The organism is Pseudomonas emilianonis (genome assembly GCF_023072625.1).
GTDB lineage: Bacteria > Pseudomonadota > Gammaproteobacteria > Pseudomonadales > Pseudomonadaceae > Aquipseudomonas > Aquipseudomonas paraveronii.
The window spans coordinates 25,110-43,774 of sequence record NZ_JAKNRV010000008.1 but is presented as its reverse complement, the minus strand read 5'-3'; the positions used below and the strand labels follow the sequence as shown (position 1 = coordinate 43,774).

The following is an 18,665-nucleotide window of genomic DNA, read 5'->3' as shown; positions in this document are numbered from 1 at the left end:
ATGGTGGTGTTGTTGGACAGCGTGATGGTGACGTCGGTTTGCGCGGCGTTGTTCACGGTCGCGGTATAGACGATCTGGCCACCCTCATCGACCCACGCGGCAGAGGGAGGAATAATGGCCGGTACTCATTCGCACAATGGCTGGATCGTCTGGCTGACCTTTGCCCTTGGCTTGCTGCTCAGCGTTTCGCCGCTGCCGCAGTTCATGGAAATCCTGCGCCCGCTCTGGCTGGCTTTGCTGCTGGCATTCTGGTCGCTGAACCTGCCGGATAAAGTGGGCATGGTCACGGCGATGTTTCTGGGCTTGGCGGAAGATGTGCTCTATGGCACCTTGCTGGGGCAGAACGCGTTGATCCTGACCCTGATCACTTTCCTGGTGCTCTCGTTGCAGCAGCGTCTGCGCATGTTCCCCATGTGGCAACAGTGCCTGGTGATCCTGGTGATCTTCGGCTTGGCGCAGTTGGTGCAGTTGTGGCTCAGTGCCTTGACCGGTAACCGACAGCCGACCTTGGCGCTGGTGTTGCCGGCCCTGGTCAGTGCGTTGCTGTGGCCGTGGGTCAGTTTCGGTCTGCGTGGGTTACGTCGTCGCTATAAAATCAATTGAATGGATTGCGAGGCTCTGCCTGGTTATCGAACCCCACCGGGAGAGTCTGCAATGAATTCGCTTTATCTGGCCTCAGGCTCCCCAAGGCGGCGTGAACTGCTGACCCAGATCGGTGTGCCCTTCACCGTGGTCAGCGCCGCGATTGATGAAACGCCTCTTACAAACGAATCTCCCGTTTCCTACGTCGAGCGCCTGGCGCGCGCCAAGGCAGCGGCGGGTTTTGCTGCCCTCGGGGAAACCTCGGCGGCCTGTGTGCTGGGCGCCGACACGGCGGTGATCGTTGATGGCCAGATCCTTGGCAAGCCGCTGGATCAGGCCGACGGCCTGGCCATGTTGCTGGCTCTGGCAGGGCGTGAACATGAAGTGCTGACGGCCATTGCCCTCACGGACGGTCAGCGCTGTGCAACCCGATGCGTAAGCAGTCGGGTACTTTTTCGGGGGATTTCTGTCGAGGAGGCTACAACCTACTGGCACAGTGGAGAACCCCAGGACAAGGCCGGGGGCTATGCTATCCAGGGGCTGGGCTCGGTGTTTGTGGCCGGGCTCAATGGCAGTTATTCCGCCGTGGTAGGCCTGCCGGTGTGCGAAACCGCGCAGTTGCTTGGCCAATTCAGCATACCCTGTTGGCAAAACCTTACCGTGCGCTGAGCGCCGTACACTGCGCCCAGCCCTAAGCGACCGGTCACTATTGTGAAAACGCCTGAACGAGACCCAGCCATGAGTGAAGAGATTCTGATCAATATCACGCCGATGGAATCGCGCGTGGCGGTGGTAGAGAACGGTGTTCTGCAGGAAGTTCACGTCGAGCGCACCCAGAAACGCGGGATCGTCGGCAACATCTATAAAGGCAAGGTCGTGCGCGTATTGCCGGGCATGCAGGCCGCCTTCGTCGACATCGGCCTGGACCGTGCCGCGTTTATCCATGCTTCGGAAATTTCCTTGCGTGAAGGCCCGGCGGTGGAAAGCATCAGCGCCCTGGTGCATGAAGGGCAGAGCCTGGTGGTGCAAGTCACCAAGGACCCCATCGGCTCCAAAGGTGCGCGGCTGACCACCCAACTGTCGATTCCTTCGCGCTACCTGGTGTACATGCCGCGCACCGCGCATGTCGGCATTTCGCTGAAGATTGAGGACGAAGCCGAGCGCGAGCGCCTGAAAAAGGTGGTCAGCGACTGCGTTGCCGCCGAGGGCATCAAGGAAGCGGGTGGGTTTATCCTGCGCACCGCCGCTGAAGGCGCCGGTGCCGATGAAATCCTCATGGATATCCGCTATCTGCGGCGGTTGTGGGACCAGATCGGCGCACAGATCAAGACCGTCGGTGCCCCCACTGTCATCTATGAAGACCTGGGCCTGGCCCTGCGTACCTTGCGTGACCTGGTCAGCCCCAAGATCGAGAAGATTCGCATCGACTCGCGGGAAACCTTCCAACGCACCACGCAGTTTGTTGCCGAACTGATGCCGGAAATTGCCGACCGCCTGGAGCATTACCCCGGCGAGCGGCCGATCTTCGACCTGTATGGCGTCGAAGACGAAATCCAGAAGGCCCTCGAGCGCAAGGTGCCGCTCAAGTCCGGTGGCTACCTGGTGGTGGACCCGGCCGAAGCCATGACCACCATCGACGTCAACACCGGTGCGTTCGTGGGGCATCGCAACCTTGAAGAGACCATCTTCAAGACCAACCTCGAAGCGGCCACTGCGATTGCCCGCCAATTGCGCCTGCGCAACCTGGGCGGGATCATCATCATCGACTTCATCGACATGGAAGATGAAGAACACCAGCGTCAGGTGCTGCGCACCCTCGAGAAACAACTGGAGCGTGATCACGCCAAGACCAACATCATCGGCATCACCGAGTTGGGCCTGGTGCAAATGACCCGCAAGCGCACCCGCGAAAGTCTGGAGCAAGTGCTGTGCGAGCCGTGCAGCAGTTGCCAGGGACGCGGTAAATTGAAGACGCCTGAAACGGTTTGCTACGAGATTTTCCGGGAAATCCTACGAGAGGCGCGAGCCTACCAGGCTGAAGGTTATAGAGTGCTTGCCAACCAGAAAGTGGTCGACCGTCTGTTGGATGAAGAGTCCGGTAACGTGGCCGAACTGGAGGGGTTTATCGGTCGCACTATTCGGTTCCAGGTGGAAACCATGTATTCCCAGGAACAATACGACGTGGTGCTGCTCTGATCCTCATTCATTTGTTTTCCCTGATTCCGACAGACCTTGATCTGCGGTCCGACTACTGCCTTGAGGGTCGCCTGACATGGAGCGTCTGATACGCTTTTTTGCCGCTTTGACCCGCTGGGGCCTGGGCCTGTGCGCCTTGCTGCTGGTATTGGCGGCGGTGTACGTGAGCCTTGGGCGTGAATTGACCCCGTTGGTCGCCGAATACCGGGCCGAAATCGAAGCCAAGGCCCAGGCCGCGGTGGACATGCCGCTGCAGATCGGTCGTCTTGAAGGCCGCTGGAGCGGCTTCGCGCCTGTGTTGCTGGCCCACGACGTGATGGTGGGCGAGGGCAGCAATGCCTTGCGCCTGGACCAGGTCCAAGTGGTACCGGACATCTGGGCCAGCCTGATGGCGCGCGACGTGCGCATCGCCCACCTGGAAGTCAGCGGCCTGCAACTGAGCGCCAAGGAGGACAAGGACGGCCACTGGTCGCTGCAAGGCCTGCCGGTGCAGGACGACCAGCCGCTGGACCCGGAGCAGTTGCTCAACCGCATGCAGAGCGTTCAGCGGGTCTCGTTGCTGGATAGCCAGGTCACGTTGCAGCCATTCGACCAGACGCCGCTGACCCTCACGTATGTGGGCCTGAGCCTGCAAACCGGCACCACCCGCCAACGCCTGGACGCCCGCCTGACCCTGCCGGACGGCCAGCCCCTGGCCCTAAGCCTGCGCACGCAGATCCGCGCCAGCGCCTGGAAAGACGCTGAGGTTCAGGCCTACCTGAGCCTGCCACAGAGCGATTGGGCCACCTGGATTCCGGCCAGGTTGACTCAGCAATGGAAACTCACGCAGTTCAAGGCAGGCGGTGAATTCTGGCTGACCTGGGCCAAAGGCACCGTGCAAAGCGCGGTGGTGCGCCTCAACTCGCCGCAAGTGACGGGCAGCTACGGGGATCGCAAGCCGGTACACATTGAAAACCTCGCCCTGACCGCTTACCTGCAACGCAGTGAGAGCGGCCTCAAGGTGCTGTTCGATTCGTTGGCGATGAACCTCGGTGATACCCGCTGGGAATCGCGCCTGCAATTGCAGCAACGCCTGGCCACCGACAAGGAGCAGGAAGTCTGGAAGCTGCAGGCCGATCGCCTCGACCTGACCCCGATTACCCCGCTGCTGAATGCCCTGGCGCCATTGCCGGAAGGATTCGCCAAGACGATCGAACACCTTAAAGCCACCGGCGTGCTGCGCAATGTGTTGGTGGATTTTCGCCCACAGGGCACGACCGCTCAGAAAGTCAGCTTTGCCGCCAACCTCCAGCGAGTGGGCTTTGACGCCTACTTCGGTGCCCCCGCTGCACGTAACATTTCCGGCAGCATCAGCGGCGACCTGGGGCAGGGCGAGTTGCGCATGGACAGCAAGGATTTTTCCCTGCATCTCGACCCGATCTTCGCCAAGCCCTGGCAGTACATCCAGGCCAATGCGCGCTTGACCTGGAGGCTCGACCAGCAAGGCTTCACCTTGATCGCGCCGTATATCAAGGTGCTGGGCGAGGAAGGCAAGGTCGCCGCCGACTTCCTGATTCGCCTGCATTTCGACCATAGCCAGGAAGACTACATGGACCTGCGGGTCGGCATGGTCGACGGCGACGGGCGTTTCACGCCTAAATACCTGCCGGCGGTGCTGAGCCCGGCGCTGGATGAATGGCTGCGTACCTCGATTCTCAAGGGCGCGGTCGATGAAGGCTTCTTCCAGTATCAAGGTTCGTTGAATCACGACGCGTTGCCCGCCTCGCGCAATATCAGCCTGTTTTTCAAAGTGCATGATGCTGAGTTGGCGTTCCAGCCGGGTTGGCCCCATGTGAGCAAGGTCAACGGCGAAGTGTTTGTCGAGGAGAGCGGTGTCCGCATCCTGGCCAGCAAGGGCCAACTGCTCGACACCGGCGTCAAGGACGTCTACGTCAATATTCCTCACGCGCCTGCGGGCAAGGACAGCCACCTGCTGCTCACCGGTGGTTTTGCCGGTGGCCTGGGTGATGGCCTGAAAATCCTCCAGGAAGCGCCGATAGGCACTGCTGCGACCTTTGCCGGCTGGAAAGGCGAGGGCGATCTGCAGGGCAAGCTGGATCTGGATGTCCCGTTGGCCAAGGGCACCGAGCCGAAGATCGTGGTGGATTTCCAGACCGACAAGGCGCGTCTGCAATTGGCCGAACCGACCCTGGACCTGAACCAGCTCAAGGGCGATTTCCGCTTCGACAGCGCCAAGGGCCTGAGCGGGCAGAACATCACGGCGCAAGCCTTCGATCGGCCGATCAGCGCGCAGATCTTTGCGGATGGCAAGCCGGGCAAGATCAGTACCCGCGTCACCGCCAGAGGCCAGGTCACGGTCAAGCGCCTGACGGACTGGTTGAAAGTCAGCCAGCCACTGCCAGTGTCCGGCGATATTCCGTACCAGTTGCAGCTCAATCTGGACGGTGCTGACAGCCAGTTGATGGTCAGCTCCAACCTCAAAGGTGTGGCGGTGGACCTGCCGGCGCCGTTTGGCATGCCGGCCAGCGAGGGCCGTGACAGCGTGTTCCGCATGACCTTGCAGGGCGCCGAACGCCGCTACTGGTTCGATTACGGCGATCTGGCGAACTTCACCTTTGCGGCGCCGCCGGACAAGTTCAGCGAAGGCCGCGGCGAGTTGTTTCTGGGTGATGGCGATGCGCTGCTGCCCGGTGGCAAAGGCCTGCGCATTCGCGGTGTGCTGTCGGAACTGGACATCGATCCATGGAAGAAACTCGTCGACCGCTACGCTGGCAACGACCCGGGAGGCAGCGCGAAACAGCTATTGAGCGGTGCCGACTTCAAGGTGGGCAAGTTGACCGGCTTTGGGCAGCAGTTCGATCTGGTCAACCTCCAACTGGACCGCAAGCCCGCGGCCTGGGGCCTGCGGTTTGACAGCCAGCAGGCCAAGGGCACGGTCAACTTGCTGGACGCCAAAGGCGCGCCGATTGCGGTCAACCTGCAGTACGTGAAACTGCCGGCCGTGGACCCGACGGTACAGGCGGACGAGAATGCGCCGGACCCATTGGCCGACATCGATCCCAAGGATATTCCAGCGCTGGACATCAGCATCGATCAACTATTCCAGGGGCCGGACCTGATCGGCGCCTGGTCGTTGAAGATCCGGCCGACTGCCAAGGGCCTGGCCTTCAACAACCTGGACCTGGGCCTCAAGGGCATGCAGCTCAAGGGGGCAGGCGGTTGGGAGGGGGCTGCGGGTGACAGCAGTAGTTGGTACAAAGGGCGCCTGGATGGCAAGAACATTGCCGATGTCCTCAAGGGGTGGGGCTATGCACCTACCGTGACCAGTGAAGACTTTCACCTGGATGTGGACGGCCGTTGGACGGGCTCGCCCGCTTGGGTCGGACCCAAGCGTTTTTCCGGTAGCCTGGATGCAACATTCCGCAAAGGCCAGTTCGTTGAAGTGGAAGGTGGCGCCCAGGCGTTGCGGGTGTTCGGCCTGCTTAACTTCAACTCGATCGGCCGCCGGCTGCGCCTGGACTTCTCCGACCTGCTCGGCAAAGGCTTGAGCTATGACCGGGTCAAAGGCTTGCTCGCGGCCAGCAACGGGGTGTTCGTGACGCGCGAGCCGATCACCCTGACGGGGCCGTCGAGCAACCTGGAACTCAATGGCACCTTGGACCTGGTGGCTGATCGCGTAGATGCCAAACTGCTGGTGACCCTGCCGGTGACCAATAACCTGCCGATCGCCGCGCTGATTGTCGGTGCGCCGGCCATTGGTGGCGCGCTGTTCCTGATCGACAAGCTGATTGGCGACCGTGTTTCGCGTTTTGCCAGCGTGCAGTACAAAGTGGAAGGGCCATGGAAAGACCCGAAAATCACCTTCGACAAGCCATTTGAAAAGCCAAACTGAGAGCCTGTGGAGTAGCATGGCCGCATGCCATTTATGGAGCGTCGGCCCATGTCCTTTGCGGTAATTCAAATGGTCAGCCAGAGCGATGTGCTGGCCAACCTGGCCCAAGCCCGGCGCCTGCTGGAGCAAGCGGCGGCCAAGGGGGCGCGGCTGGCGGTGCTGCCGGAAAACTTCGCCGCCATGGGCCGCCGTGATGTGGCTGATATCGGTCGCGCTGAGGCGCTGGGCGAAGGGCCGATCCTGCCATGGTTGAAACAGACCGCCCGTGACCTCACCTTATGGATAGTTGCCGGCACTTTGCCGCTGCCGCCCAAGGACCAACCGAACGCCAAGGCCAACGCCTGCTCGTTGTTGATCGATGAGCATGGCGAGATCGTCGCCCGCTACGACAAGCTGCATTTGTTCGATGTCGACGTGGTGGATGCGCGCGGTCGCTATCGTGAATCCGATGACTATGCTTTCGGGAGCAACGTCGTCGTGGCGGATACACCGGTCGGCCGCTTGGGCCTGACGGTGTGTTACGACCTGCGCTTCCCGGAGTTGTACAGCGAGCTGCGCGCAGCGGGGGCTGAACTGATTACCGCACCCTCGGCCTTCACCGCGGTGACCGGCGCCGCCCATTGGGATGTGCTGATTCGTGCGCGGGCCATCGAGACCCAGTGCTATCTGCTGGCGGCCGCCCAGGGCGGGGTTCATCCGGGGCCACGGGAAACCTATGGTCATGCGGCGATTGTCGATCCATGGGGCCGCGTGTTGACGCAACAGGATCAAGGCGAAGCGGTGTTGCTGGCCGAACGCGACAGCAGTGAACAAGCGTCGATACGGGCGCGCATGCCGGTGGTCAACCACCGACGTTTTTTCTCGCAGGGCGCGCAGCGGCCTGCTTCAGAACGATGAATTTAAGGCCAAACCTATGAGCGAGTTGTTGTCCTCAGTCAGTGAACACCTCCTGGTACCCGGTGGCGTGACCATCGAAAGTTTGCAAACCGTGCTGGGCGATCTCGCCGGGCCGGGCATCGACGCGGCCGACCTGTATTTCCAGGGGCAGATTTCCGAGTCGTGGGCCCTGGAAGACGGGATCGTCAAGGAAGGCAGTTTCAACCTCGACCAGGGCGTCGGCGTGCGTGCGCAATCCGGTGAGAAAACCGGTTTTGCCTACAGCAACGCGATCACCCTGGAAGCCCTGGGCCTGGCTGCCCGTGCCGCCCGTTCGATCTCCCGCGCCGGCCAGAACGGCACGGTGCAGGCATTCAGCACCCAGGACGTTGCCCAGTTGTACGCGCCGGATAACCCCCTGGAAGTGATCAGCCGCGCGGAAAAGGTCGATCTGCTCAAGCGTATCGACGCCGCGACCCGCGCCCTCGACCCGCGTATCCAGCAAGTCACCGTGAGCATGGCCGGGGTGTGGGAACGCATCCTGGTGGCGTCCACCGACGGCGGCCTGGCGGCAGATGTGCGGCCGCTGGTGCGTTTCAACGTCAGCGTGATCGTCGAACAGAACGGCCGCCGCGAGCGCGGTGGGCACGGTGGCGGCGGGCGTACCGACTACCGTTATTTCCTCGCCGAAGACCGCGCCATGGGCTATGCCCGCGAAGCGCTGCGCCAGGCGTTGGTCAACCTGGAAGCCATCCCAGCACCTGCCGGCACCTTGCCGGTGGTGTTGGGCTCGGGCTGGTCCGGCGTATTGCTCCATGAAGCCGTGGGGCATGGCCTGGAAGGCGACTTCAACCGCAAGGGCAGTTCGGCCTATAGCGGGCGCATGGGCGAGATGGTCGCCTCCAAGCTATGCACCATTGTCGATGACGGCACCCTGGCCGGTCGCCGTGGCTCGTTGAGCATCGACGACGAAGGCACCCCGACTGAATGCACTACATTGATCGAAAACGGCGTGCTCAAGGGCTACATGCAAGACAAGCTCAACGCCCGCCTGATGGGCGTGGCACGTACCGGTAACGGTCGCCGCGAATCCTACGCGCACCTGCCGATGCCGCGCATGACCAACACCTACATGCTTGCAGGCGAAAGCGACCCGGCGGAAATCATCGCCTCGGTGAAACGCGGGATCTACTGCGCCAACCTCGGCGGCGGTCAGGTCGACATCACCAGCGGCAAGTTCGTGTTCTCCACCAGCGAGGCGTACCTGATCGAAGACGGCAAGATTACCGCGCCGGTCAAAGGGGCGACGTTGATTGGTAACGGGCCGGAAGCCATGAGCAAGGTGTCGATGGTCGGTAACGACCTGTCGCTGGACAGCGGCGTGGGCACGTGCGGCAAGGATGGGCAGTCGGTGCCGGTGGGCGTGGGTCAGCCAACCTTGAAAATTGATGCGATCACCGTGGGTGGCACGGGGTCGTAAGAGCGGGAGCTTCGGGTGGCGAAGACCGCCACCCGGGGAAGAGGATCAACGCAGGCCGCGTTGAGTCTCGTCCAGCTCACGGATGTACTTGAACATTTTACGGCTGGTGGCCGGCGCCTTGTTTTGCGCCAGTTCGTGCTGGGCCTGACGGATCAGGGAGCGCAGTTGCTGGCGATCCGCGTCCGGGTAGTCCAGTACGAATTTCTCCAGCACCGCGTCATCGCCCGAGATCAGGCGGTCACGCCAACGTTCCAGGTTATGGAAGCGTTCGTTGTACTGGCGAGTGGAGGCATCGAGTTGATCGAGCAGGGTCAGAATCGCGTCAGTGTCCTGATCGCGCATCAGCTTGCCGATAAACATGATGTGCCGTTTACGCGCGATATTCGCGGTGTGCTTGGGTGCATCCTGCAGAGCCCGACGCATTTCGTCGGTCAGCGGCAGTTTTGCAATCAAGTCAGGCTTGAGCGTTGTAAGGCGCTCGCCGAGGTCAACCAGAGCATGCAGCTCGCGTTTGACCTGGGTTTTGCTTTTCTCCCCATCGAGGGAGTCGTCGTAAGAATCAACCATGGTGGCAGTCCGCAAAGAAACGCCGCCATGATAACCAGTCGGGGGCCGCTTGTCCGGCCCGGTCGCTCGATGGCCGTAACCGAAAGCAGAATTTGAGTGGAGAAAACCATGAGTGCAGCCCAAAGCGTCGGTCCGCAAGCGTTACCGGCACTGCAGGAACAAGTCGAGCAGATCCTTGCCGAGGCCAAGCGCCAGGGGGCCAGTGCCTGCGAGGTGGCTGTGTCCCTGGAGCAGGGGCTGTCGACGTCGGTGCGTCAGCGGGAAGTCGAAACCGTCGAATTCAACCGCGACCAGGGGTTTGGCATCACCTTGTATGTAGGCCAGCGCAAAGGCTCGGCCAGCACGTCGGCGAGTGGGCCGGAGGCGATTCGCGAGACGGTGGCCGCCGCATTGGCGATTGCCAAGCACACGTCTGAGGATGAAAGCTCGGGTCTGGCCGACAAGGCGTTGATGGCCAAGGATCTGCAGGATTTCGACCTGTTCCATGCCTGGGACATCACCCCGGAACAAGCCATCGAACAGGCGCTGACCTGCGAAGCGGCGGCGTTTGATGCCGATCCCCGGATCAAGAACGCCGACGGCACCACCTTGAGCACCCATCAGGGCTGCCGCGTGTACGGCAACAGCCATGGCTTTATCGGCGGTTATGCCTCGACGCGCCATAGCCTGAGCTGCGTGATGATCGCCGAAGCCAACGGCCAGATGCAGCGTGATTACTGGTACGACGTGAACCGCCAGGGTGACTTGCTGGCCGACCCGGTCAGCATCGGCCGGCGTGCTGCGCAACGTGCCGCAAGCCGCCTGGGCGCGCGCCCGGTACCGACCTGTGAAGTGCCAGTGCTGTTCTCGGCCGAACTGGCCGGTGGCCTGTTCGGCAGTTTCCTGGGGGCGATTTCCGGCGGCAACCTGTACCGCAAATCGTCGTTCCTCGAAGGTGCGATTGGCCAGAAGCTGTTTCCGGAGTGGCTGACCATCGATGAGCGTCCGCACCTGATGCGTGCCATGGGCAGCTCGTCGTTCGACGGCGATGGCCTGGCGACCTATGCCAAGCCGTTCGTCGAAAACGGTGAGTTGGTCTCCTACGTGCTGGGCACTTATGCCGGGCGAAAACTCGGCCTGCCGAGCACTGCGAACTCTGGCGGTGTGCACAACCTGTTCGTGACCCACGGCGAAGAGGACCAGGCGGCGCTTTTGCGGCGCATGGGGCGCGGCCTGTTGGTGACCGAATTGATGGGCCAGGGCTTGAACATGGTCACGGGGGATTATTCCCGCGGTGCGGCGGGTTTCTGGGTAGAAAACGGTGAGATCCAGTTTGCCGTCCAGGAAGTGACCATTGCCGGCAATATGCGCGACATGTTCAAGCAGATCGTTGCCGTGGGTAACGACTTGGAGCTGCGCAGCAATATCCGTACAGGTTCGGTCCTGATCGAGCGGATGACGGTCGCCGGTAGCTAATCCTTCCGACGTTTCACCAAAAGGCGCGCCATCTTGCAGATGGCGCGCCTTTTTTGTGGCTGCGTTTCAGGTTGATTGGCTTGGCGCTCTTGTTTTGATTCTCAATATCATTTAATAATAAATATCATTATCAAGTGAGTGCGGATCATGAGTGCTGTCCTGCATGAGGACCCCTACCTGGAAAGCTGGCGTTGGATGAGTCGTTGGATTCGCTGCTGCCTCGATCCCAATGAGCCGCGCCTGATCGAACACTACCTCAATGAAGGTCGATACCTCGCGTGTTGCACCGCGACCCATCCGTGGACGATCGCTGAAACGGCCTTCCGCCTGCTGATCGACACCGCCACCGACATCGCCTTGCCGTGGCACTGGCGATCCCAGTGTCTGGACCAGGCCTGGCGCCCGCTGCGCGACCTGGAAAAACTCTCCCGCTGTGCCTGTCGCCTCAAGCGCTGGCAGAGCTTTGCCTGGCAATTGGCGACATGCGAATTGCTGCCTTCGATTTCCGTTTCTGACTGGGTGCAAGGATCTTCCGATGAGTAATAGCCGTATCGAACGTGACAGCATGGGCGAACTGCAAGTCCCCGCCGAGGCCTTGTACGGCGCGCAAACCCAGCGCGCGGTGAACAACTTTCCGATCAGCCACCAGCGCATGCCGGCGCCATTCATTCGTGCGCTGATCCTGGCCAAAGTTGCAGCGGCCAAGGTCAACGTCGACCTCAAGCAAATCAGCGAAGGGCAGGGCAAGGCTATCGTCGATGCCGCTCAAGGCTTGCTGGAAGGCGATTTCATGCCGCACTTCCCGGTGGATATTTTCCAGACCGGTTCCGGCACCAGTTCCAATATGAACGCCAACGAAGTGATCGCGACCCTGGCCAGCCGTTTGCTCGGCGAGGCGGTCAACCCCAACGATCACGTGAACTGCGGCCAAAGCAGCAACGACGTCATCCCAACCACTATCCACGTCAGCGCGGCGCTGGTGCTATATGAGCAAACGTTGCCGGCGTTGCAGCACCTGGTGCAGGTCATCGAACAGAAGGCCGAAGAGGTCCACCCGTTCATCAAGACCGGCCGCACGCACCTGATGGACGCCATGCCGGTGCGTATGAGCCAGGTACTCAATGGCTGGGCGCAGCAGCTCAAGGCCAATATCGCTCATCTGCAGGACCTGCTGCCCAGCCTGCAAGCCCTGGCCCAGGGCGGTACGGCTGTCGGCACTGGGATCAACGCGCACCCGGAATTCGCGGCGCGTTTCAGCCAGCAACTGAGCAGCTTGACCGGCGTGCAATTCACCCCGGGCAAGAACCTGTTCGCGTTGATCGGCTCTCAGGACACCGCCGTCGCGGTCTCCGGCCAGTTGAAAGCTATCGCTGTGTCGTTGATGAAAATCGCCAACGACTTGCGCTGGATGAACTCCGGCCCGCTGGCAGGCCTGGGTGAAATCGAACTGGAAGGGCTGCAGCCCGGTTCTTCGATCATGCCCGGCAAGGTCAACCCGGTGATCCCGGAGGCGACGGCGATGGTCGCCGCGCAAGTCATCGGCAATGACACGGTGATCACCATTGCAGGCCAATCCGGCAACTTCGAGCTGAACGTGATGCTGCCGATCATCGCCCAGAACCTGCTCAGCAGCCTCGAACTGCTGGCCAATTCCAGCCGCCTGCTGGCGGACAAGGCCATCGCCAGCTTCAAGGTCAATGAGGCAAAACTCAAGGAGGCGCTGTCGCGCAACCCGATTCTGGTCACCGCACTCAACCCGATCATTGGTTACCAAAAGGCCGCTGAAATCGCCAAGCAAGCCTATCAGCAAGGTCGTCCGGTGATTGATGTCGCCCTCGAACACACGAACTTGCCGCGCAGCCAACTGGAGGTCCTGCTGGACCCGGAAAAGCTCACAGCCGGCGGCGTGTAATCATCGACCCTGCTTTGGAGGCTCACCATGGAGCATTGGAAACGCACGATCGAACGGGCCAATCGCTGCTTTATGCAGGGCGAACTGGTCGACGCTCGCGAAGCCTATTTGCAAGCCCTGGCCCTGGCTCAAGTGTTGTTCGAACGCTGGGCGAACGCCGACGAAGCAGTGGCTGCCTGTGTCATTTCCCATCACAACCTGGCGGACCTGCACTTGCGCCTGAACCAGCCGGAAGAAAGCGCGGAATACCTCTGCGCCATCCACCAGCGCCTGTTACAGACCCTGCAGGACCGGCGCCTGAGCCCACAACTGCGTGACGCGGCGCTGCGCCAGAGCAGCAAAACCTACGTCGAACTGTTGAACTTCATCAGCGATTACGGCGAATACCCCCGTACCCATCGCTTGCTGGGCGGTACTGCGGCGCAACCGACCCCTCCTCAATACGGAGCACACTGATATGTCCTACACCTTGCCTGCCTTGCCTTACGCCTACGATGCCCTGGAGCCGCATATCGATGCGCAAACCATGGAAATTCACTACACCAAGCATCACCAGACTTATATCAACAACCTCAATGCCGCCGTGGAGGGCACCGAGTTTGCGGGCTGGCCGGTGGAGAAACTGGTATCGAGCGTCCAGCAACTGCCCGAAAAACTGCGCGCTGCGGTGATCAATCAAGGCGGTGGTCATGCCAATCACTCGTTGTTCTGGGCGGTAATGTCGCCCAAAGGTGGCGGCAAACCCGAGGGCGCGCTGGGCCAGGCGATCGATGAGCAACTGGACGGCTTCGACAGTTTCAAGGACGCCTTCACCAAAGCCGCGTTGACGCGCTTCGGCAGCGGTTGGGCCTGGCTGAGCGTCACCCCGCAAAAGACCTTAGTGGTGGAGAGCAGCGGCAACCAGGACAGCCCGCTCATGAACGGCAACACACCGATCCTCGGCCTGGATGTGTGGGAACACGCCTACTACCTGCTGTACCAGAACCGTCGGCCTGAATACATCAATGCTTTCTACAGGGTTATCAACTGGCCGGAAGTTGCCGCCCGCTACCAGGCCGCCCTGGCCTGATATCACCCTCTCTACCAAGACTTAAGGCTGACTATGGGCACTGAAACACTGGCGATCAGCAACGGGCGAATGTTTCGTTATGCGTTTGGCTCGCTGCTGCTATTGGCAGGTACTGCATTGCTGGTGGCTCAAGGATTCGCCTGGCTGGACCTGGAACCGCGCATCCTGCGGGCCCTGCAGGGTGGGGCGATCTGCGCGCTCGGCACCGCGTTGGGCGCCGTGCCTGTGTTGGTTATCCGGCGCATGCCGGCAGCGTTGAGCGATACCTTGCTGGGTTTTGGTGCCGGAGTGATGCTCGCAGCGACGGCGTTTTCGCTGATCGTACCGGGCATTGCGGCGGCTGAAGGCCTGGGGCTGACCCCGTGGGGCGCGAGTGGCTTGATCAGCGTTGGCATCCTGCTGGGGGCGTTCGGGTTGTACCTGGTCGACCGCAAGGTCTCCGGTGCCAGCCCGGAAATGCTGGTAGGCACGCCGGAGCACCCGGTGATCCCGCCACGCATCTGGCTGTTCGTATTTGCCATCATTGCGCACAACATCCCGGAGGGTATGGCCGTGGGCGTTTCGGCCGGCGGTGGTATGCCGGATGCCGACAGCCTGGCCATGGGCATTGCCTTGCAGGATGTGCCCGAAGGCCTTGTGATTGCGTTGGTGTTGGCCGGGGCAGGGATGTCGCGGGTCAAGGCGTTCCTGATTGGTGCGGCCTCGGGTCTGGTCGAGCCGATATTTGCCGTGCTTTGCGCCTGGTTGGTGAGCCTGGCAGAGGTGTTGCTGCCGCTAGGCTTGGCGTTGGCCGCCGGCGCGATGCTGCTGGTGGTCACTCACGAGGTGATCCCCGAGTCGCGGCGCAATGGCCATGAACAGCTCGCCAGCCTGGGACTGTGCATCGGGTTCTGTTTGATGATGGTGATGGATACCGCGTTAGGCTGAAGCTGTTGCGGCTTCAGCCTATGTCTCAAAGGGTGGGCTTATTCACCCTCATCAAAGAAGTTATTGATCAGCTTGACCAGAGCGTCCATCGCTTCCTGCTCTTGCTCGCCTTCGGTCCTCAAATGAATCTTGGTGCCCTTGCCAGCGGCCAGCATCATCATCGCCATGATGCTTTTGCCGTCGACCATGGACTCTGGGGTGCGCCCAGCGCGGACCTGGCAGGGGAACTGCCCAGCAATGCCGACGAACTTGGCCGAGGCCCGGGCGTGCAGGCCCAGCTTGTTGATGATTTCAATTTCCAGAGCGGGCATCGCGGGGGTGTTCCTTTCAGCTAAGGTCGCGGTGGCGAACCTGGACGTTCTTGAGGGTTTGTTGCAGCGTCTGGCCCAGGCGTTCGGTCAGATAGACAGAGCGGTGGTGGCCGCCGGTGCAGCCGATGGCAATGGTGACATAGGCCCGGTTGCTCGCGGCAAAGCGCGGCAACCATTTGAGCAGGTAGCTGGAGATGTCCTGGAACATCTCCTCGACATCCGGTTGCGCGGCCAGATAGTCCGCCACAGGCTGGTCCAACCCTGATTGATCACGCAACTCCGGCTTCCAGTAGGGATTGGGCAGGCAGCGCACATCGAATACCAGGTCGGCATCCACCGGCATACCGCGCTTGAAGCCAAACGACTCGACCAGAAAGGCCGTGCCGGGTTCGGGCTGGTTCAGCAGGCGTAGCTTGATGGCATCGCGTAGTTGGTACAGGTTGAGGCTGGTGGTGTTGATCTTGAGGTCGGCGAGGTCAATGATCGGCCCCAACAGCTTGGTCTCGTCCTCGATGGCTTCGGCCAGCGAACGGTGTGGGCTGCTGAGGGGGTGGCGTCGACGAGTCTCGGAGAAGCGTTTGAGCAGGGTTTCTTCGTCGGCATCCAGGTACAGCACATCGCAGTGAATGTGCTTGGCACGTACTTCCTCAAGCAGTTCCGGGAAGCGCGTGAGGTGGCTGGGCAGGTTGCGGGCATCAATCGAAACGGCGACCAACGGCTGTGCCAGTTCGGTGTGGATCAGCGCGCGCTCCGCCAACTCCGGCAGCAGGCCGGCGGGTAGGTTGTCGATGCAATAGAAACCGTTGTCCTCAAGAACATTGAGGGCGGTGCTTTTACCTGAGCCGGAGCGGCCGCTGACGATGATCAAACGCATGATTAATGCCCGTTTTGTTCATCCAGGACAACCTGATACAACGCCTCATTGCTGCTGGCGCTGCGCAGTTTGTCGCGTACTTCCTTGCGGTCGAGCATGCTGGCAATCTGCCGGAGCAGTTCCAGGTGTGCATCGGTGGCGGCTTGCGGGACCAGCAACACAAACAGCAGGTCGACCGGCGCACCGTCGATGGCGTCGAAATCGATGGGAGCGTCCAGGTGCAGCAGGGCGCTGACAGGTGTCTCGCAGCCTTTGAGGCGGCAGTGAGGAATGGCGATGCCGTTACCAAAACCGGTCGAGCCGAGTTTTTCACGGGCAATCAGAGCCTCGTAGACATCTTGCATCTCCAATTCAGGCACTTGTTTGCTGATCAGGTTGGCAATCTGTTCGAGGGCTTTCTTCTTGCTGCCCCCCGGCGCGTTCACAACGGAACGGCCGGGAGTCAGGATGGTTTCAAGTCGGATCATGGGTGGGGAGTGTTAGCGGCCGGTGCCCTGAAGGAGGCTCTGCTGCTTTTCCTTATGCTTTTTGATTTGGCGATCCAGCTTGTCGGTCAGGTCGTCAATGGCGGCATACATATCAGAATGCTCAGCATTGGCGACGACTTCCCCGCCGGGTATACGCAAGGTGGCTTCGATTTTCTGCTTCAGCTTTTCGACAGTCATAATGACTTGCACGTTGGTGATCTTGTCGAAATGCCCCTCAATTCGTTTGAGTTTTTCGCCGATATAAGTGCGCAGCGCTTCGGTCACTTCCAGTTGGTGTCCACTGATATTGACTTGCATACAGCTTCTCCTTCGTTGCCAGTGCATAAAGCGACGGGTAGGAATACCCGCCACTGGAACGCTGTGGCCTGCCCGTCACATCAAACGCTTACGCTCGCTGGAAGGCGCAATCCCAAGGGACTCGCGGTACTTGGCGACGGTTCGACGGGCGACCTGAATGCCTTGTGCCTCCAGTAAACCAGCGATCTTGCTGTCACTCAACGGCTTTTTCTGATTTTCCGCGGCAACCAGTTTTTTGATGATCGCGCGGATCGCCGTGGACGAGCATTCGCCGCCTTCGGAGGTGCTGACATGGCTGGAGAAAAAGTACTTCAACTCATATATACCCCGTGGGGTATGCATGAATTTTTGCGTCGTTACCCGGGAAATCGTCGATTCGTGCATGCCCACCGCTTCTGCGATGTCGTGCAGAACCAGGGGTTTCATCGCTTCGTCGCCGTATTCCAGGAAGCCGCGCTGGTGCTCGACGATCTGGGTGGCCACTTTCATCAGGGTTTCGTTGCGGCTTTGCAGGCTCTTGATGAACCAGCGCGCTTCCTGCAATTGGTTTCGCATGAAGGTGTTGTCGGCACTGGTGTCGGCACGACGCACAAAACCGGCATATTGCGGGTTGACCCGCAGGCGCGGCACCGACTCCTGGTTCAGTTCCACCAGCCAGCGCTCGTTGTCCTTGCGCACGATCACATCGGGGACGACGTATTCGGCTTCGCTGGACTCGATCTGCGAGCCCGGACGCGGGTTGAGGCTTTGCACCAGCTCGATGACGTGGCGCAGGTCGTCTTCCTTGAGCTTCATGCGGCGCATCAGTTGGCTGTAGTCGCGGCTGCCCAGCAGGTCGATGTAGTCGGTGACCAGGCGCTGGGCTTCAGCGAGCCAAGGGGTCTTGGCGGGCAGTTGGCGCAATTGCAGCAACAGGCACTCGCTAAGGTTGCGTGCGCCAATGCCGGCGGGCTCGAACTGCTGGATGCGGTGCAGGACGGCTTCGATTTCGTCCAGCTCGATGTCCAGTTCCGGGTCGAAGGCTTCAAGAATCTCTTCGAGCGTCTCGTCCAGATAACCCTGGTTATTGATGCAGTCGATCAGGGTCACGGCGATCAGGCGATCGGTGTCGGACATCGGCGCCAGGTTCAATTGCCACAGCAAGTGGCTCTGCAGGCTCTCGCCGGCTGAGGTGCGGGTGGTGAAATCCCACTCGTCGTCATCATTGCTCGGCAGGCTGCTGGCGCTGGTCTGGTAGACGTCCTCCCAGGCGGTGTCCACGGGAAGTTCGTTGGGGATGCGTTCGTTCCATTCGCCTTCCTCCAGGTTATCCACCGTAGGGGCGGTTTCCTGGTAAGAGGGTTCCTGCACGTCGGAATTGGGTTTTTGCTCGACGTTGTCGGCCAGTGGGTCTGCATTATCGAAGTCGTCGCCTTCTTCCTGGCGTTCGAGCATCGGATTGGACTCCAAGGCTTCCTGGATTTCCTGTTGTAGGTCCAGTGTCGACAATTGGAGCAGGCGGATGGCCTGTTGCAGCTGCGGTGTCATCGTCAGCTGCTGGCCCATTCTCAGGACTAGCGATGGTTTCATGGCAGGGGCTTAACACCTTATTCGCCGGCGCAATGCGCCATCCACGACAGGGCGCGTGAGCGCCAAACATAAGCAAATTATATGCCTGATATCGGGGGCTTTGCCTAGAGCGCGGTAACAATAAAAATCCGGAGGTTTTCATTGACTCCCGCGCACCTTGGCGAACGGCC

Annotated in this window: 19 protein-coding genes; 12 read left to right on the top strand and 7 right to left on the bottom strand. The window is 60.8% G+C overall.

Going from position 1 to position 18,665, the window contains the following annotated elements; all coding sequences use genetic code 11:
- Positions 1–113, bottom strand: a 113-nt coding sequence (locus L9Z73_RS31265) for an immunoglobulin-like domain-containing protein (RefSeq protein ID WP_345894149.1), incomplete at its 3' end; no start/stop codon positions are given.
- A 1-nt stretch (position 114) separates the two neighbouring features.
- Between L9Z73_RS31265 and mreD the strand changes: the two genes are divergently transcribed.
- The 6 genes from mreD to tldD all read left to right on the top strand — a co-directional run bounded on the left by mreD (position 115) and on the right by tldD (position 9,026).
- Positions 115–603 carry a rod shape-determining protein MreD gene (gene mreD, locus L9Z73_RS02210; protein WP_247396010.1) on the top strand — a complete coding sequence of 163 codons (489 nt, stop codon included), beginning with the start codon at positions 115–117 and terminating at the stop codon, positions 601–603.
- 51 nt (positions 604–654) lie between these two features.
- Positions 655–1,251, top strand: a complete 597-nt coding sequence (locus L9Z73_RS02205; RefSeq protein WP_247396009.1) for a Maf family protein — start codon at positions 655–657, stop codon at positions 1,249–1,251.
- Between the two features lie 69 nt (positions 1,252–1,320).
- Positions 1,321–2,778, top strand: a complete 1,458-nt coding sequence (rng, locus tag L9Z73_RS02200) for a ribonuclease G (RefSeq protein WP_247396008.1) — start codon at positions 1,321–1,323, stop codon at positions 2,776–2,778.
- Between the two features lie 76 nt (positions 2,779–2,854).
- Positions 2,855–6,670: a YhdP family protein gene (locus L9Z73_RS02195; RefSeq protein ID WP_247396007.1), complete on the top strand. Its 3,816-nt coding sequence runs from the start codon at positions 2,855–2,857 to the stop codon at positions 6,668–6,670.
- A gap of 48 nt (positions 6,671–6,718) precedes the next feature.
- Positions 6,719–7,567 carry a carbon-nitrogen hydrolase family protein gene (locus tag L9Z73_RS02190; protein ID WP_247396006.1) on the top strand — a complete coding sequence of 283 codons (849 nt, stop codon included), beginning with the start codon at positions 6,719–6,721 and terminating at the stop codon, positions 7,565–7,567.
- A gap of 16 nt (positions 7,568–7,583) precedes the next feature.
- A complete protein-coding gene (gene tldD / locus L9Z73_RS02185; RefSeq protein WP_247396004.1) occupies positions 7,584–9,026 on the top strand; it encodes a metalloprotease TldD in 1,443 nt (480 codons plus the stop codon).
- A 45-nt stretch (positions 9,027–9,071) separates the two neighbouring features.
- Here the strand turns inward: tldD and yjgA are convergent, their stop codons facing one another.
- Positions 9,072–9,593 (bottom strand): ribosome biogenesis factor YjgA, encoded by a 522-nt coding sequence (gene yjgA / locus L9Z73_RS02180; protein ID WP_247396003.1) that lies wholly within the window; start codon positions 9,591–9,593, stop codon positions 9,072–9,074.
- Between the two features lie 108 nt (positions 9,594–9,701).
- On the opposite strand from yjgA, the gene pmbA reads away from it, so the two are divergent.
- The 6 genes from pmbA (at position 9,702) to L9Z73_RS02150 (ending at position 14,956) form a co-directional block, all read left to right on the top strand.
- Entirely contained in the window at positions 9,702–11,048 is a 1,347-nt protein-coding gene (gene pmbA / locus L9Z73_RS02175; RefSeq protein WP_247396002.1) for a metalloprotease PmbA, read from the top strand.
- Between the two features lie 147 nt (positions 11,049–11,195).
- The gene (locus L9Z73_RS02170) at positions 11,196–11,591 is read left to right on the top strand and encodes a FagA protein (protein WP_247396001.1); all 396 of its coding nucleotides are present in this window, start codon (positions 11,196–11,198) and stop codon (positions 11,589–11,591) included.
- Positions 11,584–12,960 (top strand): class II fumarate hydratase, encoded by a 1,377-nt coding sequence (locus L9Z73_RS02165; protein ID WP_247396000.1) that lies wholly within the window; start codon positions 11,584–11,586, stop codon positions 12,958–12,960. The genes L9Z73_RS02170 and L9Z73_RS02165 overlap by 8 nt, the downstream gene beginning before the upstream one ends.
- A 27-nt stretch (positions 12,961–12,987) precedes the next feature.
- Positions 12,988–13,416, top strand: a complete 429-nt coding sequence (locus tag L9Z73_RS02160) for a hypothetical protein (RefSeq protein ID WP_247395999.1) — start codon at positions 12,988–12,990, stop codon at positions 13,414–13,416.
- Position 13,417: 1 nt separating this feature from the next.
- Positions 13,418–14,029: a superoxide dismutase gene (locus tag L9Z73_RS02155; protein ID WP_247395998.1), complete on the top strand. Its 612-nt coding sequence runs from the start codon at positions 13,418–13,420 to the stop codon at positions 14,027–14,029.
- Between the two features lie 33 nt (positions 14,030–14,062).
- Complete coding sequence (locus L9Z73_RS02150) at positions 14,063–14,956, top strand: ZIP family metal transporter (RefSeq protein WP_247395997.1); 894 nt, start codon at positions 14,063–14,065, stop codon at positions 14,954–14,956.
- Positions 14,957–14,994: 38 nt separating this feature from the next.
- Here L9Z73_RS02150 and L9Z73_RS02145 read toward each other — a convergent pair whose 3' ends face one another.
- From L9Z73_RS02145 to L9Z73_RS02125, 5 genes are all read right to left on the bottom strand, one after another.
- Positions 14,995–15,267: an HPr family phosphocarrier protein gene (locus L9Z73_RS02145; RefSeq protein WP_247395996.1), complete on the bottom strand. Its 273-nt coding sequence runs from the start codon at positions 15,265–15,267 to the stop codon at positions 14,995–14,997.
- A gap of 16 nt (positions 15,268–15,283) precedes the next feature.
- Positions 15,284–16,141 (bottom strand): RNase adapter RapZ, encoded by an 858-nt coding sequence (rapZ, locus tag L9Z73_RS02140; RefSeq protein WP_247395995.1) that lies wholly within the window; start codon positions 16,139–16,141, stop codon positions 15,284–15,286.
- A 2-nt stretch (positions 16,142–16,143) separates the two neighbouring features.
- Positions 16,144–16,608 carry a PTS IIA-like nitrogen regulatory protein PtsN gene (gene ptsN, locus L9Z73_RS02135; protein ID WP_247395993.1) on the bottom strand — a complete coding sequence of 155 codons (465 nt, stop codon included), beginning with the start codon at positions 16,606–16,608 and terminating at the stop codon, positions 16,144–16,146.
- Positions 16,609–16,620: 12 nt separating this feature from the next.
- Positions 16,621–16,926 carry a ribosome hibernation-promoting factor, HPF/YfiA family gene (hpf, locus tag L9Z73_RS02130; protein WP_247395991.1) on the bottom strand — a complete coding sequence of 102 codons (306 nt, stop codon included), beginning with the start codon at positions 16,924–16,926 and terminating at the stop codon, positions 16,621–16,623.
- 75 nt (positions 16,927–17,001) lie between these two features.
- Positions 17,002–18,495: an RNA polymerase factor sigma-54 gene (locus L9Z73_RS02125; protein WP_247395989.1), complete on the bottom strand. Its 1,494-nt coding sequence runs from the start codon at positions 18,493–18,495 to the stop codon at positions 17,002–17,004.
- Between the last annotated feature and the right edge of the window lie 170 nt (positions 18,496–18,665).

What these genes read in the sequence shown, in the direction of transcription:
- L9Z73_RS02160 (WP_247395999.1), top strand. Translation starts at nt 12,988, where the DNA reads ATGGAGCATTGGAAACGCACGATCGAACGGGCCAATCGCTGCTTTATG.
- L9Z73_RS02205 (WP_247396009.1), top strand. Translation starts at nt 655, where the DNA reads ATGAATTCGCTTTATCTGGCCTCAGGCTCCCCAAGGCGGCGTGAACTG.
- tldD (WP_247396004.1), top strand. Translation starts at nt 7,584, where the DNA reads ATGAGCGAGTTGTTGTCCTCAGTCAGTGAACACCTCCTGGTACCCGGT.
- hpf (WP_247395991.1), bottom strand. Translation starts at nt 16,926, where the DNA reads ATGCAAGTCAATATCAGTGGACACCAACTGGAAGTGACCGAAGCGCTG.
- yjgA (WP_247396003.1), bottom strand. Translation starts at nt 9,593, where the DNA reads ATGGTTGATTCTTACGACGACTCCCTCGATGGGGAGAAAAGCAAAACC.
- L9Z73_RS02125 (WP_247395989.1), bottom strand. Translation starts at nt 18,495, where the DNA reads ATGAAACCATCGCTAGTCCTGAGAATGGGCCAGCAGCTGACGATGACA.
- L9Z73_RS02165 (WP_247396000.1), top strand. Translation starts at nt 11,584, where the DNA reads ATGAGTAATAGCCGTATCGAACGTGACAGCATGGGCGAACTGCAAGTC.
- rapZ (WP_247395995.1), bottom strand. Translation starts at nt 16,141, where the DNA reads ATGCGTTTGATCATCGTCAGCGGCCGCTCCGGCTCAGGTAAAAGCACC.
- L9Z73_RS02145 (WP_247395996.1), bottom strand. Translation starts at nt 15,267, where the DNA reads ATGCCCGCTCTGGAAATTGAAATCATCAACAAGCTGGGCCTGCACGCC.
- L9Z73_RS02150 (WP_247395997.1), top strand. Translation starts at nt 14,063, where the DNA reads ATGGGCACTGAAACACTGGCGATCAGCAACGGGCGAATGTTTCGTTAT.
- L9Z73_RS02190 (WP_247396006.1), top strand. Translation starts at nt 6,719, where the DNA reads ATGTCCTTTGCGGTAATTCAAATGGTCAGCCAGAGCGATGTGCTGGCC.
- ptsN (WP_247395993.1), bottom strand. Translation starts at nt 16,608, where the DNA reads ATGATCCGACTTGAAACCATCCTGACTCCCGGCCGTTCCGTTGTGAAC.
- L9Z73_RS02170 (WP_247396001.1), top strand. Translation starts at nt 11,196, where the DNA reads ATGAGTGCTGTCCTGCATGAGGACCCCTACCTGGAAAGCTGGCGTTGG.
- mreD (WP_247396010.1), top strand. Translation starts at nt 115, where the DNA reads ATGGCCGGTACTCATTCGCACAATGGCTGGATCGTCTGGCTGACCTTT.
- L9Z73_RS02155 (WP_247395998.1), top strand. Translation starts at nt 13,418, where the DNA reads ATGTCCTACACCTTGCCTGCCTTGCCTTACGCCTACGATGCCCTGGAG.
- L9Z73_RS02195 (WP_247396007.1), top strand. Translation starts at nt 2,855, where the DNA reads ATGGAGCGTCTGATACGCTTTTTTGCCGCTTTGACCCGCTGGGGCCTG.
- rng (WP_247396008.1), top strand. Translation starts at nt 1,321, where the DNA reads ATGAGTGAAGAGATTCTGATCAATATCACGCCGATGGAATCGCGCGTG.
- pmbA (WP_247396002.1), top strand. Translation starts at nt 9,702, where the DNA reads ATGAGTGCAGCCCAAAGCGTCGGTCCGCAAGCGTTACCGGCACTGCAG.